16 protein-coding genes are annotated in these 15,047 nt (G+C 39.5%); 12 read left to right on the top strand and 4 right to left on the bottom strand.

Annotation, left to right across the window (positions count from 1 at the left end):
• From plsX to ptsG, 12 genes are all read left to right on the top strand, one after another.
• Positions 1-1,026, top strand: a complete 1,026-nt coding sequence (gene plsX, locus AC2INI_RS09440; protein WP_486304696.1) for a phosphate acyltransferase PlsX — start codon at positions 1-3, stop codon at positions 1,024-1,026.
• A 5-nt stretch (positions 1,027-1,031) separates the two neighbouring features.
• Positions 1,032-1,985 (top strand): beta-ketoacyl-ACP synthase III, encoded by a 954-nt coding sequence (locus AC2INI_RS09435; RefSeq protein WP_122033926.1) that lies wholly within the window; start codon positions 1,032-1,034, stop codon positions 1,983-1,985.
• 64 nt (positions 1,986-2,049) lie between these two features.
• Positions 2,050-2,973: an ACP S-malonyltransferase gene (gene fabD / locus AC2INI_RS09430; protein ID WP_122033923.1), complete on the top strand. Its 924-nt coding sequence runs from the start codon at positions 2,050-2,052 to the stop codon at positions 2,971-2,973.
• 19 nt (positions 2,974-2,992) lie between these two features.
• Entirely contained in the window at positions 2,993-3,727 is a 735-nt protein-coding gene (fabG, locus tag AC2INI_RS09425; RefSeq protein WP_162922545.1) for a 3-oxoacyl-ACP reductase FabG, read from the top strand.
• A gap of 169 nt (positions 3,728-3,896) precedes the next feature.
• Positions 3,897-4,130, top strand: a complete 234-nt coding sequence (acpP, locus tag AC2INI_RS09420) for an acyl carrier protein (RefSeq protein ID WP_122033917.1) — start codon at positions 3,897-3,899, stop codon at positions 4,128-4,130.
• Between the two features lie 96 nt (positions 4,131-4,226).
• Positions 4,227-5,471, top strand: coding sequence for a beta-ketoacyl-ACP synthase II (gene fabF, locus AC2INI_RS09415; RefSeq protein ID WP_122033915.1), 1,245 nt, complete (start codon positions 4,227-4,229; stop codon positions 5,469-5,471).
• A 100-nt stretch (positions 5,472-5,571) separates the two neighbouring features.
• Positions 5,572-6,381, top strand: a complete 810-nt coding sequence (gene pabC, locus AC2INI_RS09410) for an aminodeoxychorismate lyase (RefSeq protein WP_486304695.1) — start codon at positions 5,572-5,574, stop codon at positions 6,379-6,381.
• Positions 6,375-7,385: an endolytic transglycosylase MltG gene (gene mltG / locus AC2INI_RS09405; RefSeq protein WP_122033910.1), complete on the top strand. Its 1,011-nt coding sequence runs from the start codon at positions 6,375-6,377 to the stop codon at positions 7,383-7,385. Before pabC ends, mltG begins: the two co-directional genes overlap by 7 nt.
• 2 nt (positions 7,386-7,387) lie before the next feature.
• On the top strand, positions 7,388-8,020 hold the full coding sequence (tmk, locus tag AC2INI_RS09400) for a dTMP kinase (protein WP_122033906.1): 633 nt from the start codon (positions 7,388-7,390) through the stop codon (positions 8,018-8,020).
• Entirely contained in the window at positions 8,010-8,981 is a 972-nt protein-coding gene (gene holB / locus AC2INI_RS09395; protein WP_122033903.1) for a DNA polymerase III subunit delta', read from the top strand. The genes tmk and holB overlap by 11 nt, the downstream gene beginning before the upstream one ends.
• Before the next feature lies 1 nt (position 8,982).
• On the top strand, positions 8,983-9,753 hold the full coding sequence (locus tag AC2INI_RS09390) for a TatD family hydrolase (RefSeq protein WP_486304694.1): 771 nt from the start codon (positions 8,983-8,985) through the stop codon (positions 9,751-9,753).
• A gap of 450 nt (positions 9,754-10,203) precedes the next feature.
• The gene (gene ptsG / locus AC2INI_RS09385; RefSeq protein WP_122033898.1) at positions 10,204-11,634 is read left to right on the top strand and encodes a PTS glucose transporter subunit IIBC; all 1,431 of its coding nucleotides are present in this window, start codon (positions 10,204-10,206) and stop codon (positions 11,632-11,634) included.
• A gap of 85 nt (positions 11,635-11,719) precedes the next feature.
• Here ptsG and AC2INI_RS09380 read toward each other — a convergent pair whose 3' ends face one another.
• From AC2INI_RS09380 to AC2INI_RS09365, 4 genes are all read right to left on the bottom strand, one after another.
• Positions 11,720-12,346, bottom strand: a complete 627-nt coding sequence (locus AC2INI_RS09380; RefSeq protein ID WP_486304693.1) for a glutathione S-transferase — start codon at positions 12,344-12,346, stop codon at positions 11,720-11,722.
• 92 nt (positions 12,347-12,438) lie between these two features.
• Positions 12,439-12,534 (bottom strand): MetS family NSS transporter small subunit, encoded by a 96-nt coding sequence (locus AC2INI_RS09375; RefSeq protein WP_099047736.1) that lies wholly within the window; start codon positions 12,532-12,534, stop codon positions 12,439-12,441.
• Position 12,535: 1 nt separating this feature from the next.
• Positions 12,536-14,002, bottom strand: a complete 1,467-nt coding sequence (locus AC2INI_RS09370; protein WP_486304692.1) for a sodium-dependent transporter — start codon at positions 14,000-14,002, stop codon at positions 12,536-12,538.
• A gap of 361 nt (positions 14,003-14,363) precedes the next feature.
• The gene (locus AC2INI_RS09365) at positions 14,364-14,945 is read right to left on the bottom strand and encodes a porin family protein (protein WP_486304691.1); all 582 of its coding nucleotides are present in this window, start codon (positions 14,943-14,945) and stop codon (positions 14,364-14,366) included.
• Positions 14,946-15,047: the final 102 nt, after the last annotated feature.

The following is a 15,047-nucleotide window of genomic DNA, read 5'->3' as shown; positions in this document are numbered from 1 at the left end:
TTGCAGCAGCTAACCATTGCAATTGATGCGATGGGTGGGGATTTCGGTCCCCAAGTTACAGTGCCTGCCGCCGTGCAGGCATTGTCGCAATTCCCAGAGCTAAAAATAACTATTGTTGGAGATCGTGATGCGATTTCTACACAATTAACACACCTAAATTATACCCCCAACTCAAGATTATCAATTGTCCATAGCGACAGCGTAATTGGTAATAACACACCGCCTTCAAAAGCTCTCCGACATAGTCGTGGTAGCTCAATGAGAGTCGCCCTTGATTTAGTTTCCAGTTCAGATACTCAAGCGTGTATTAGCGCAGGCAATACTGGGGCATTAATGGGATTATCTCGTTTTACTTTAAAGCTTCTTCCTGGCGTAGAACGCCCTGCATTGATCAGTCCATTACCAACGAAAAATAACCAACGTACTTGGATGCTAGATCTCGGCGCTAATGTATCATGCGATGCTGAAACCTTATTTCAATTTGCTGTAATGGGTGCTGAATTAGCAGAACAATCATTAGGGCGTAAGGCAAAAGTCGCTCTATTGAATATTGGTGAAGAAGAAATAAAAGGTAATGATCAAATAAAACGTTGCTCTGAAATGTTACATCAATGCCAAGATATTCAATATATTGGCTATATTGAAGGTGATAAGCTTTATCAAGGCATTGCTGATGTAGTAGTGTGTGATGGGTTTGTTGGTAATGTTTGCTTGAAAACAAGCGAAGGCGTTGCGCATTTATTTCTAGATCAACTAAAATCACATCTAGTAACATCAAAATTTAAACAAATTTTAGCGAAATGGCTCTTTGGTGATGTCATTTCTAGCTTAAAAGAGTTGAACCCCGACCAGTATAACGGCGCAAGTCTGATAGGATTGCGCGGCATTGTTGTAAAAAGTCATGGAAGTGCAGATATATCTGCCTTTAACAATGCCATCAAGGAAGCGGTTCATGAGGTCAAGCGTCAAATACCTAATCGTATTAGTGATCGCTTGGAGGCAGTTTTACTCGAGAGGCATTATTAGTCTTCATGTATAGCAAAATTTTAGGTACTGGTAGCTATTTACCAGCACAAATTCGCTCTAACGCGGATTTAGAAAAAATGGTCGATACAAGTGATGAGTGGATCCTAGCTCGTACTGGTATTAGTGAACGTCGCATTGCTGGCAAAGATGAGTCAGTGGCTACTATGGCGCACTTGGCTTCTGTAAATGCAATCGAAATGGCTGGAATAGATAAGCATGATATTGATCTGATTATCTTGGCAACAAGTACACCTACGTACTCATTTCCTTCTGCTGCATGTGAAGTCCAAGGATTATTAGAAATCCAAGGCTGTCCAGCGTTTGATCTATCAGCAGCTTGTTCTGGTTTCGTTTATGCATTGAGTGTGGCTGATCAGCACATCAAGACAGGCATGGCAAAAAATGTGCTTGTGATTGGATCTGATGCTGTATCTCATACCTGTAACCCAGAAGATCGCTCTACTGTTATCTTATTTGGTGATGGTGCTGGCGCTGTGATTATTGGTCAAAGTGAAGAACCAGGTATTATCTCAACGCATTTGCATGCTGATGGTAAATTTGGTGAATTACTTTCTTTACCTGTTCCTTCTCGTAAAAATGAAGAAGCAGATAAGTGGCTACACATGGCTGGGAATGAAGTCTTTAAAGTTGCCGTGACTCAGTTATCGAATTTGGTGAAAGAAACACTTCATAAAAACCAAATGGATAAATCAGAGTTAGACTGGTTAGTACCTCATCAGGCAAATTTACGAATTATTAAAGCAACAGCGAAGAAACTGTCGATGTCGATGGATCAAGTTGTTGTTACTCTCGATCGTCACGGTAATACTTCTGCAGCAACGGTGCCTACGGCATTAGATGAAGCAGTACGTGATGGCAGAATCCAACGAGGCCAAACTTTATTGCTTGAAGCATTTGGTGGTGGTTTTACTTGGGGTTCTGCACTCGTTAAGTTTTAAGTGAGAAATAGATCATCGTAGCGATCTAATTTCTTTATATGCTTATTTAAAGGAAATAATATTCATGAGCAATTTTGCTATCGTTTTTCCAGGTCAAGGCTCTCAAGCTGTTGGCATGCTTGCTGAGTTAGGTGAGCAACACGAAGTTGTAACGCAAACTTTTTCAGAAGCATCTGAAGCGTTAGGTTATGACTTGTGGTCACTTGTTCAAAATGGCCCAGCAGAAGATTTAAACCAAACTTTTCGTACTCAGCCAGCATTATTAGCAACCTCTGTTGCATTATGGCGTGTATGGCAAGAGCAAGGTTTAGCACAACCATCTGTTTTAGCTGGTCATAGTCTTGGTGAATATTCTGCGCTTGTATGTGCAGGAGTAGTGGACTTTAAAGATGCGATTAAATTAGTTGAGCTTCGTGGTCAATTAATGCAAGAAGCCGTTCCAGCTGGTGTTGGCGCAATGTATGCCATTATTGGTTTGGATAACGACTCGATTGCTAAAGCATGTGAAGAAGCTGCACAAGGTGAAGTTGTTTCTCCTGTAAACTTTAACTCACCAGGCCAAGTGGTTATTGCTGGTAATAAAGATGCTGTTGAGCGTGCTGGTGTATTATGTAAAGAAGCGGGTGCAAAACGTGCGCTTCCTTTACCAGTATCGGTTCCATCGCATTGTGCATTAATGAAACCTGCGGCTGATAAGCTTGCGGTAGCATTAGAGAGCCTTGAGTTTTCTGCTCCAACATTGCCAGTTATTAATAACGTTGATGTTATTGCTGAAACTGATCCTGCAAAAATTAAAGATGCACTTGTTCGTCAATTATACTGCCCAGTACGTTGGACGGAAGTTGTTGAAACAATGGCTGAACAAGGTGTTGAAACCTTATATGAAGTTGGTCCAGGTAAAGTTCTTACTGGTTTAACTAAACGAATCGTTAAATCACTTAGCGCAGCAGCAGTAAATGATGCTGCTTCTCTTGAAGCTGCTAAGTAATTAAAGGGAATAGTAAATGATGAATTTAGAAGGCAAAATTGCCTTAGTTACTGGCGCTAGCCGTGGTATTGGTCGTGCAATTGCTGAGCAATTAGTGTCGCGCGGAGCAACGGTTATTGGTACAGCTACTTCTGAAAATGGCGCTGCTGCAATCAGTGAGTACCTAGGCGAGAACGGTAAAGGTCTTGCTCTGAACGTAACGGATGCAGAGTCTGTTGCCGAAGTATTAAAAACCATCAATGATGAGTTTGGTGCATTAGATATTCTTGTAAACAATGCAGGTATTACTCGTGATAACTTACTTATGCGTATGAAAGATGATGAATGGATGGATATCATTGATACCAACCTAACGTCTATTTTCCGCTTATCTAAAGCGGTACTTCGTGGCATGATGAAAAAACGCAATGGTCGTATTATCAACGTAGGTTCAGTAGTTGGCACTATGGGTAATGCAGGACAAACAAACTATGCAGCGGCGAAAGCTGGTGTTATCGGTTTTACTAAATCAATGGCTCGTGAAGTTGCTTCTCGTGGCATAACTGTAAATACAGTTGCTCCAGGTTTTATTGAAACTGATATGACAAAAGCCTTGAATGATGAGCAGCGAGCTGCAACACTATCATCTGTACCTGCTGGTCGTTTAGGTGATCCTAAAGAAATTGCTGCTGCAGTTGTCTTTTTAGCATCTCCAGAAGCAGCTTACATCACAGGCGAAACTTTGCATGTGAATGGCGGCATGTACATGGTTTAATTTATAAAATTGACTTAAGGGTGACTTAAGTCAATTTTGGGTCAAAATTGCACTAAAAATCACGATTTTCGTGGTTTGACCAGCAATCTTGGCCTTGCAACTTTCTTATTAATGAATAAAATACAGCAAGTATCGCAAATCAGCGAAATCTGTAATTAGGAAAATTAAAATGAGCAATCTTGAAGAACGCGTAAAGAAAATCATCATTGAGCAACTAGGTGTTGGTGAAGCTGAAGTTAAAAACGAAGCATCATTCGTTGATGACCTAGGTGCAGATTCACTAGATACAGTTGAACTAGTTATGGCTCTAGAAGAAGAGTTTGACACTGAGATTCCAGATGAAGAAGCTGAGAAAATCACTACTGTTCAAGCTGCTATCGACTACGTAACTAGCGCACAGTAATAAAAGAAATACCTTCCAGGCGGTCATCTTGACCGCCTGAGTTTTTAGTACGCTACAATCCCTATCTAATATCAATTAATTCCGGAGAAATATATCGTGTCCAAACGTCGTGTAGTTGTTACAGGCATGGGTATGCTAACACCGGTGGGTAACACTGTTGAAGCATCTTGGAAAGCGCTGCTAGCAGGCCAAAGTGGTATCGTTAATATCGAACACTTTGATACCACTGAGTTTACTACTCGTTTTGCAGGTCTAGTTAAAGACTTTAATGCTGAAGAGTATATGTCTAAGAAAGACGCTCGTAAAATGGATTTATTTATCCAATACGGCGTAGCTGCTGGCATCCAGGCATTAGATGACTCGGGTTTTAAAGTTACTGAAGAAAATGCTCACCGTATCGGTGCTGCAATTGGTTCAGGCATTGGTGGTCTTGGCTTAATCGAAGCTGGCTACAAAGCATTTAAAGAAAAAGGCCCTCGTAAGATCAGTCCGTTTTTCGTGCCTTCAACTATCGTAAATATGATCGCTGGTCATATGTCGATTATGCGCGGTCTACGTGGTCCAAATATCGCAATTTCAACGGCTTGTACTACAGGTCTTCATAATATTGGTCATGCTGCACGTATGATCGCTTATGGTGACGCTGATGCAATGCTAGCGGGTGGTGCTGAAAAAGCATCTACTGAGCTAGGTATGGGCGGTTTTGGTGCAGCTAAAGCACTATCAACAAACAATGAGAACCCACAAGGTGCTTCACGTCCTTGGGATAAAAACCGTGATGGTTTTGTTCTAGGTGATGGTGCCGGTATGATGGTTCTTGAAGAATATGAACACGCAAAAGCTCGCGGTGCAAAAATCTACTGTGAACTAGTTGGCTTTGGTATGAGCGGTGATGCTTATCACATGACTTCACCAACACCAGACGGTTCTGGTGGTGCGCTAGCGATGGAAGCAGCAATGCGTGATGCAGGCGTAACGGGTGAACAAATCGGTTATGTTAATGCTCATGGTACTTCAACACCTGCGGGTGATGTTGCTGAAGTTAAGGGCATTAAACGTGCACTTGGTGAAGCGGGTACTAAGCAAGTATTAGTATCATCAACAAAATCAATGACAGGTCACTTATTAGGTGCTGCCGGTTCTGTTGAAGCAATTATCACAGCACTGTCTTTGGTTGATCAAATTGTTCCACCAACGATCAATCTTGATGATCCTGAAGAAGGCCTAGATATCGATCTAGTTCCTCATACTGCTCGTAAAGTAACGAACATGGAATACGCTATTTGTAATTCGTTCGGCTTCGGTGGTACTAACGGTTCACTAATCTTTAAGAAAATGTAATAACTTGTTTATGAAGCTTAATTAGTTTCATTCAGTTAGTTATATTTTGAAGGCGGTTTGATATTATATCAAATCGCCTTTTTTATTATCTGGAGTTTCTATGTACTGGGTTAATGGTGTTGAATCCGAAACATTGCCGATTAATGATCGAAGTACCCAATATGGAGATGGCTTCTTTACCACCATGAAAGTTGAAAATGGTGAGGTATGTTTATGGCCTTTTCATTTAGAACGTCTTAAAACCTCTGCAAAACGTTTAATGATGACATCTCCTAATTGGCATGATTTAGAAACGCAGGTTTGCAGTGTTGCGAAGAGTCTGGCGCTTGGTGGCATTAAAATATTAATTAGTCGGGGTGCTGGTGGCAGAGGTTATTCACCTGAAGGGTGTGTGACTACTCAGGTCATTGTGTCTGATTTTCAATATCCAAGCCATTATAAGCAATGGCAAAAAAATGGCATTGAATTAGGTGTCTCTACGATTAAGCTTGGTTTATCATCTCCACAGCTTGCTGGAATGAAGCATTTAAATCGATTAGAGCAAGTATTAATCAAAGATGAAATAGAAAAAACAGAAACAACAGATGTTGTGGTTCTTGATCTTAATAACAAAGTTATAGAAACCTCGATAGGTAATATCTTTTGGATTAAGGATGGTAGAATCTTTACTCCTGATTTATCTTTTTCAGGTATAGAAGGTGTGATGAAAAAGCACCTGCAACAGTTGATAGAAGAATCTCAATTAGAGTTAAATGAAGTTAGTGTAGAACTGTGTGAGCTAGAAAATGCTGATGAAGTTTTTATTACTAATTCTTTATTTGAAATTGTACCAATCAATGCAATTGTTAATACAAAATTCACTCAACATAAATTTACACACAGATTTCAGGAGAAATTGTACTCGTGCTAAAGAAATTGTTATTCCTTATTTTACTCATCGCGATAGGCGCGGTTGGTGTTGGCTTTTGGGGCTATCAACAAGCGACTCAATTTACAGAACAGCCTGTTTTATTAAAGGATGCTCAGCTAATTGAGGTAAAACCAGGTACTAGTTATCGAAAACTGGTTCGTCAATTTGAACAGAAGCAATGGATCTCAGAGACTAAATGGGCGCGTTTTACTCATCGATTGTTTCCAGAGCTTACTGAAATTAAAGCAGGCACATATTGGGTTGAACCTAACCAATCTTTAGCGACAGTATTAACTCAATTAAAAACAGGTAAAGAGCATCAATTTTCGATTACCTTTGTTGAAGGAAGTCGTTTTTCTGAATGGCAGCAACAATTAGAGCAAGCACCTTACTTAGATCACGAACTAAGCAATCTTTCAGAAAAAGAAATTGCGGAGAAATTAGGGGTTGATCGTTCTAAATTAGAAGGGTTGTTCTTAGCTGAAACATACCATTATACGGCAGGTATGAGTGACTTTGATATTCTAGAGCGCTCTCATAATGCATTAGTGGCATTACTGGATGCAGAGTGGAAAACTAAATCAGCAAACCTACCTTTAAAATCATCTTATGAAGCGTTGATCTTAGCCTCTATTATTGAAAAAGAAACAGCGATTGATTCAGAAAGAGAACGAGTATCTTCTGTATTTGTTAACCGTTTAAAGCGTGGGATGCGTTTACAAACAGATCCAACCGTAATTTACGGAATGGGAGATAAATACGATGGTAATATTCGTAAAAAAGATCTACGTACGCCAACAGCTTATAATACGTACACAATAAATGGTCTACCGCCAACACCGATTGCAATGGCGGGCCCTGCATCGATAAAAGCAGCTCTGCACCCAGAAACTAGTCGTTATCTTTATTTTGTTGCAGATGGTACAGGCGGTCATAAATTCACTAAATCACTAGTTGAGCATAACAAAGCAGTTAGAGCTTATCTAAGAACCTTAAGAAATTAATTATGTCTAAATTTATTGTAATTGAAGGCCTAGAAGGCGCAGGAAAAAGCACAGCAATTAAAAATGTATTAGCGACCCTTGCTAAGCATGGTATTGATAGTCCTGTGACGACAAGAGAGCCAGGCGGTACGCCATTAGCTGAAAAAATGCGTGAGTTGGTTAAACAAGGTCATCCTGATGAGCCATTAACGGATATGGCCGAGTTATTACTACTGTATGCAGCACGAGCACAGCTAGTTGGTAATGTGATTAAGCCGGCATTAGCGAGAGGCGAGTGGGTTGTTGGTGATCGACATGACCTATCTTCACAAGCCTATCAAGGTGGTGGTCGTGGTTTTGATCGTGATTTAATGGCGACAATGAGAAATACTGTTCTTGGTGATTTCAAACCAGACTTCACTATCTATATGGACATTGATCCTAAATTAGGTCTTCAACGTGCATCAGCCCGTGGAGAATTGGATCGAATTGAGCAGATGAAGCTGGATTTCTTTGAGCGCAGTCGTGAACGTTACTTAGAGTTTGCCAATAGCGATGAAACTATTATTACTATTGATGCAGGACAAGATTTAGAAACAGTAACACAGTCAATTATTAGTGCATTAGAAACGTGGTTAGCGGCTAATGGCAACTAAATTATATCCTTGGCAGCAAGGTGTTTGGCAGCAATGGCAGCAATTGATAGCGACAGATCGATTGCCCCATGCCATCTTGTGTGCGATGCCAGATGGAACAGGTAGAGATGCTCTCGTTCAGTATTTTTCTGATACCTTACTGTGTTTAACACAAGGAACCGAGCCTTGTGGCTTTTGTCATAGTTGTGGTTTGGTTGAGTCGGGAAACCATCCTGATCTGCATTGGATTAGACCCGAAGTTGAAGGGAAATCTATTTCGGTTGACCAGATCCGGCAGTGTAATTCGTGGGCATTAGAGTCATCACAGTTTAATGCTAAACGAATGATCATTATTGAGCCTGCTGAGAAAATGACAGAGTCTGCAGCCAATGCATTGCTTAAGACATTAGAAGCGCCACCTAAGAACTGTCAATTTGTACTGTTAGCCAATTCTGCGCACCATTTATTACCAACAATTCGCAGTCGTTGCCAAGTTTGGTTGCAACCAGAGATTAGTGCAGAAGTAATTACTGAATGGTTAGCTGAGACAGAAAAACTGACAGTTAGTCCACAATCAATAGGATTGAATAATTATTTACCATTAGCTGTTAAAAGCTTTTATCAAGATAAGAAACAAGCGAGTCACCAACAGCTTCTTTCTCATTTTAGCGCTTGTGTGGGATCGTCTTTTTGTGCGACGTCAGATGTCGTTAAAAGCTTAATTAAGCTAGAAGATGAAGGTCTTTGTTGGTTAAGCTACTTACTGTCCGATATTCAAAAGCGACAATTAGGCGTTGTTACAGGTTGGGTTCACTGTGATGAGCAAGAGAGTATTGAGCGTTTAGCAAAAAGTATCCCAACCAATATAGTTTATAAACAATATTTAAGCTTGAATGAATTACGACAACAGTTGAATGCTCATCCAGGGCTAAATAAAGAATTATTATTAACTCAATGGTTATTTGAGTTTATTGGAGAGTAATGTGTTAATTGATTCACACTGTCACTTAGACAAATTAAATTACAGTGATCTACATACTAGTGTTGAAGATGTGCTTGAAAAAGCCAAACAGCGTGGAGTAGAGCAGTTTCTTACTGTAGGGGTAACCTTGGATGCTTTTCCAAATATGATGGAAATGATTAAGGATCACCCTGAAGTTCATGCCTCTTGTGGGATCCACCCTTTAGATGTTGATTCTGAGTTTGATTTGTCTATTTTTCGTCAATATGCAGCAAATGAGCGTGTTATTGCGATAGGTGAAACGGGGTTAGATTATTTTTACCAACCAGAAAGTGCTCCTCGTCAGCGTGATTTATTTGAGCAGCAAGTAGAAGTTGCGGTTGAGTATAATAAACCATTAATTATTCATACAAGACAAGCTCGAGAAGATACCTTAGCTATTCTAAAAAATGGTCAAGCAGATAAATGTGGTGGTGTAATACACTGTTTTACTGAAGATTGGGAATTTGCAGAAGCAGCGATGGATTTAGGTTTTTACATTTCTATATCAGGAATTGTAACGTTTAATAAAGCCGCTGAATTGAAAGATGTGGTTCGCCGTTTACCTTTAGATCGTCTATTAGTCGAGACTGATTCTCCTTATTTAGCTCCAGTACCATTTCGAGGAAAAGAGAACCAACCTGCTTATGTAAGGGATGTTGCTGAGTATATTGGTTTATTAAAAGGAAAATCATTTGAAGAGGTTGCTCAAGTAACCACCAATAATTTCAAGAAACTTTTTTTGAACAAATAATTTGAATTTGTTGATAAAACAATCAAAAGAGAGGCATTAGTCTCTCTTTTTTTTATTAAATTGATTTTTTGCAGGTTTTCGTTACTTATTTTATAAGTAATCGATTGCAGTAGCCGTTTATTTGCCCTATCTATTTTTGTTGCTAAAAATAACATTTGATTTTCGACTGTTTTTAATTATTTTTTATATAAATCATAACCTTATCTTTAAGGTGTATTTTTTGTATTACTTTTGCTACGCCTTACTTTTGTGATCGCTGCAGGGTTTTAAAACAATAAATGAAAACATGCTAGAAACTGTTTTTACATAGGTCTATATTTAGCGACAGTTTGATTAGAGACACGATTACTTACAATTATGTTAATTACATATAGGCAAGGGGGATATTGCCGTAATTCACTAGTAGGCCTTGAGTGTTTCAATTGTATTTATAATTATTAGGAGCAAAACATGTTTAAACACCTTTTTGCCAATCTACAGAAAGTTGGTAAGGCACTTATGTTGCCTGTATCAGTTCTTCCAGTAGCTGGTATTCTTTTAGGGGTTGGTGCAGCCAACTTTAGTTTCCTTCCTGAAGTGGTTTCTCACTTAATGGAACAAGCTGGTGGTTCAGTATTCGGTCAAATGGCTCTGCTATTTGCTGTAGGTACTGCACTTGGTTTTACAAACAATGATGGTGTTGCTGGTCTAGCAGCTGTTGTTGGTTACGGCATCATGGTTGCTACACTTAAAGTGATGGCAACAGTAATGGGTGTTGATGGTATCGAGACTGGTGTTCTTGGTGGTATCCTTGCTGGTGGTGTTGCTGGTTGGGCTTTCAACAAGTTCTACCGTATTCAACTTCCAGAATACTTAGGCTTCTTCGCTGGTAAGCGTGCAGTGCCAATCGTTACTGGTTTTGTATCTATCGCTCTAGGTCTAGTTCTTTCAGTAATTTGGCCTCCAATCGGTGGCGCAATTGCGGCATTCTCTGATTGGGCAGCAAACCAAAACCCAGTAATGGCATTTGGTATTTACGGTGTTGTTGAACGTTCTCTTATTCCTTTTGGTCTTCACCATATCTGGAACGTACCATTCTTCTACGAAGCGGGTTCTTGTGTGAACAACGCTGGTGAGCAAGTAAATGGTATCATGACTTGTTTCCTTACTGCTGATGACGCATCTCGCGCTGCAGGTAACGGTTTCGGTCAACTTGCTGGTGGTTACTTATTCAAAATGTTCGGTCTTCCTGCTGCTGCAATCGCAATTGCACATTCAGCAAAACCTGAAAACCGCGCTAAAGTAATGGGTATCATGGCATCTGCTGCGTTAACTTCATTCCTTACTGGTATCACAGAACCGATTGAATTCGCATTCCTATTTGTTGCTCCAGTTCTTTATGCTATCCACGCAGTACTTGCTGGTGTTGCATACATGCTAACTAACGCATTAGGTATTGTTCACGGTCACACATTCTCGAATGGTTTCATTGACTTTGTAGTTCAATCTCCACGTGCAGAGAACATGCTTCTTCTTGTTGGTCTTGGTCTTGTTTATGCAGTTGTTTACTACATCGTATTCCGCTTTGTAATTAAAGCGATGAACCTTAAGACTCCAGGTCGTGAAGATGAAGATGAAAATGCAGGTCCTGCTGTAACTGGTTCTGAGTTAGCTGGTGAGTTGGTTGCTGCATTTGGTGGTAAAGAGAACATCACAAACCTTGATGCTTGTATTACTCGTCTACGTGTTTCTGTAGCAAGTGTTGAAGCGGTAAATCAAGACAAACTGAAACAACTTGGCGCTGCAGGTGTTGTTGTTGCTGGTTCTGGTGTTCAAGCTATCTTCGGTACTAAATCGGATAACTTGAAAACAGACATGAATGAGTGGATTACTCATAACTAATTATCGGTTTTATCGATGATTAATAAAAGGAGACTTTCGAGTCTCCTTTTTTGTTTTCTGGTTTGAGAAGAAGAGAAACAAAGGGTTATTTTTCAGGGAACGAGATTTCTTGATGTGATTCTAACCAAGTCGGATATTTCTTCATGATTTTGAGAAACAGCGCTGAATCAATGAAATTCGTAAGCCAATCACGTACGTGTTGATATTTACTTTGGTTAAACCAATCAATGTCCACAAACGCAAACTGGCGAATAAAAGGAAGAATGGCCAAATCAGCAAAACTGTATTCATCACTAAATAATCTATTTGAATTAGTTAACTGTCGTTCTAGTTTCTCTAAAAATATCTCACCTTGCTCACGGTAGTAAACTTCTGAATGTTCAGGGTAGCGATCTGCGTATTTGTATTTATCTAACCAGCCTTTAAATACCTCATCATTTTCTTTTATTAATAAATGCATGGTATTCGTTGCTGAATTTAACAGTTGAGAGCCTTCTAAAGCCCATTTCATGATATCTAAGCTTTCATCTATCACATGCCCATCTTTTTCAATTAAGACAGGAACAGTGCCTTTAGGGGATGCCTGTATCATTGCTTCTGGTTTATGTTTCAATATGATTTCACGAAGCTGTACCGATTTTTCAGAGAGAGCAAGCCCAAGCCGTGCACGCATAGCATAAGGGCAGCGGCGAAATGAATAGAGAATGGTCATTTTTACCTTCTAAATTAATTTAAAATGAAACAGCGAAAAAAAAGCAGATCCGAAGATCTGCTTTAAGACTAACATTTTCTAGAAAGTAGTTTCTAGTTACTGTTCATCGCCTTACGGATACAGAAGGCTGCGCCTCCCCAAGTGATCCCAAGGCCAAGAACCATCATAATGATTGCACCAGTTGTCATATTAAGCCTCCTTGCTTGATTTATTAATTACGATACCAACCACTAGCATTGCGGCAATAAGACCCCAACCAAGTAGCAGTAAATCGAATTGAGCATAACCGCCATAACCATCAGTTAACGTATTAACGATATTTGTTCCTAAGATAACCACTAGGAAAGCAGGGCTTACAAAGCGTAAGCAGATCTCAAACCATTTACCAATCGTAAACTCAGATATTTTATTAACGTGCGAGCGGATATCAGCCAGTTTCACTAACCAACCCATAATAAACAGTTCGATTAAACAACTAGTTAATAGCGCAATGTTATTGATGAAGTAGTCAACCAAATCAAGCAGTAATAGACCGCCATTAGTTGCGAATGCCATTGAAACCACTAAACCAACACTACATACAACAGACGCTGCTTTTTTACGAGACCAGTTTAATTTGTCAATGAAAGCAGACGTTACCGCTTCAATGATTGAAATGTGAGAACTTAACCCAGCCACAACTAAAGCAAAGAAGAATAGAGGTCCAAGAATATAAGGCGCCGGTAGTAAGTTAATTGCTGCCGGAATAGTAACAAAAGCAAGCCCAACACCAGCGCTAACCACTTCTGTTAATGGTTTACTCTGCTCATGTGCCATGTTACCTAAAATAGAAAAGATAAGAATACCGGCGATAATAGAGAAACCACAGTTAATCAGTACCGTCATAAAGGCGTTATTATTCACATCTGATTTTTCAGGTAAGTAACTTGAATAAGCCAGCATGATGGCAAAGCCGACACTTAGGGTAAAGAAGATTTGACCATAAGCGGCTGACCATACTTTTGGATCTGTGATCTTGCTAAAATCTGGTTGGAATAGGTAGTTAAGCCCATCGAGTGCACCAGGTAAGAAAATCATTCGCGCAATAAGAGCAATTACCATAATAAACAGTAAAGGCATCATGATCTTACTTGCACGTTCTATCCCACTTTTTACGCCACCAAAAATAGCCGCAAAAGTGATAGCCCAAGCAATAACCATTGGAATAGCGATGTGCCATTGAATACTACCAAGTTTTGTTGGTGAGTTGTCACCTAACTTTAGGTATTCGCTAAAGAAATACGCGTTAGTATCTTGTCCCCAGCTTTGAGAAAAAGACATACTGAAGTAAGAGATAGCCCAGCCAATAACAGCAACATAGTACACTGTAATCACAGCGGCTATTAATACTTGGAACCAACCAAGCCATTCGTATTTTTTGTTTAGTTTTGCAAATGTTCGTGGTGCAGAGCCTCTGAATTTATGACCCATACCAAATTCCATGATCATAAATGGAATACCAGCAGTTAGCATTGCAAATAGATAAGGGATGAAGAAAGCACCGCCGCCATTCTCATACGCCATGTATGGAAAACGCCAAATATTACCTAGACCGATAGCAGATCCTACTGCTGCAAGAATAAATCCTGCACGAGAACCCCATTGTTCACGCTTCATAAAACACTCCTTTAAAAAACTTTTCCCTGAGAACTGAAGCTTATTTAGTATCATTCTCTATTTAAGTTGAAATAAATTTGCTCAAACTAGAGGTATTAGCTAAGCATTACAGGAAGATTACCTATTTATGATTGTTAAGGCAATATGACGTAAAGGTAGCAAAATATAGTGTTAGCAGTGAATTGTTCTTATTTTGATTGATTTTATGGCAGGTAGTTTTAAAGATTATTTCTTATGCAGAGTGTATTATTGTTAATTAAAGGTTAAATAATTAATTGTGTTTTTATAAAAAAATTCCAATCGATGAGAAAGTAACCGTATCAATTGGAATTTAAGAAATTATTATCAGTACTCTAAGGGCTTAAAAACTGAATCTTAGTCCAAGATTGCCTTGCACTTGATTCATCCAGCTTCCTTCATATCGGATGACACATCCACTTTTTGTCGAACCAGAAACACAGGCGCTATCGAAATCGCTATCAACAGAGGTCCCTAACCAACGGGCTTCTAGTTGTAATGCTAGATTATCAGTAAAGTGGTATTGCAACCCAGTAAATGCGCCGACAGAGAAGTGTAGGCTTTCGTCACTCCAGTCTACATCGGTATAAGTAGCGCCAAGACTTAAACCAAAGAAAGAGCTTAAATGAGAAGTAAGAGGGTAATCCAATGCACTTTGAAAGTGTAAATAATCAAATCGTGTTTTATAGCCAAGTGATTTTACTTCGCTGCTTTGAGTGCTATAAAATAAGCCAATGCGACCAGTATCGAAATCCGTTTCAATAGCAAAGGAGAGTGCGTTGTCTGCTTTAATACTGAAAGTTTCACCTGTGCTATTTTCTACTTCACCGCCAGAAGCAATACCAATCGACGGAGTTATATATACTTGAGCAAATAGTGGCAAAGGTACAATGGCGAGTAGCCCTAGTAATGAGGTCCGTTTCATTAATTCCTCCCAAAAGTATTTCATAATTTGATTAACTTGTATTTAGTCACAAAATCGTTAATTTCATGCTTATGTTAGATTGATTATGCTGACATTGTGATG

Source organism: Aliivibrio friggae (genome assembly GCF_057368515.1).
This window is presented reverse-complemented; position numbering and strand designations above follow the sequence as displayed.

Coding starts and splice junctions, on each gene's coding strand:
- AC2INI_RS09435 (WP_122033926.1), top strand. CDS start 1,032: ATGTATAGCAAAATTTTAGGTACTGGTAGCTATTTACCAGCACAAATT.
- fabD (WP_122033923.1), top strand. CDS start 2,050: ATGAGCAATTTTGCTATCGTTTTTCCAGGTCAAGGCTCTCAAGCTGTT.
- fabG (WP_162922545.1), top strand. CDS start 2,993: ATGAATTTAGAAGGCAAAATTGCCTTAGTTACTGGCGCTAGCCGTGGT.
- acpP (WP_122033917.1), top strand. CDS start 3,897: ATGAGCAATCTTGAAGAACGCGTAAAGAAAATCATCATTGAGCAACTA.
- pabC (WP_486304695.1), top strand. CDS start 5,572: ATGTACTGGGTTAATGGTGTTGAATCCGAAACATTGCCGATTAATGAT.
- tmk (WP_122033906.1), top strand. CDS start 7,388: ATGTCTAAATTTATTGTAATTGAAGGCCTAGAAGGCGCAGGAAAAAGC.
- holB (WP_122033903.1), top strand. CDS start 8,010: ATGGCAACTAAATTATATCCTTGGCAGCAAGGTGTTTGGCAGCAATGG.
- ptsG (WP_122033898.1), top strand. CDS start 10,204: ATGTTTAAACACCTTTTTGCCAATCTACAGAAAGTTGGTAAGGCACTT.
- AC2INI_RS09380 (WP_486304693.1), bottom strand. CDS start 12,346: ATGACCATTCTCTATTCATTTCGCCGCTGCCCTTATGCTATGCGTGCA.
- AC2INI_RS09375 (WP_099047736.1), bottom strand. CDS start 12,534: ATGACAACTGGTGCAATCATTATGATGGTTCTTGGCCTTGGGATCACT.
- AC2INI_RS09370 (WP_486304692.1), bottom strand. CDS start 14,002: ATGAAGCGTGAACAATGGGGTTCTCGTGCAGGATTTATTCTTGCAGCA.
- AC2INI_RS09365 (WP_486304691.1), bottom strand. CDS start 14,945: ATGAAACGGACCTCATTACTAGGGCTACTCGCCATTGTACCTTTGCCA.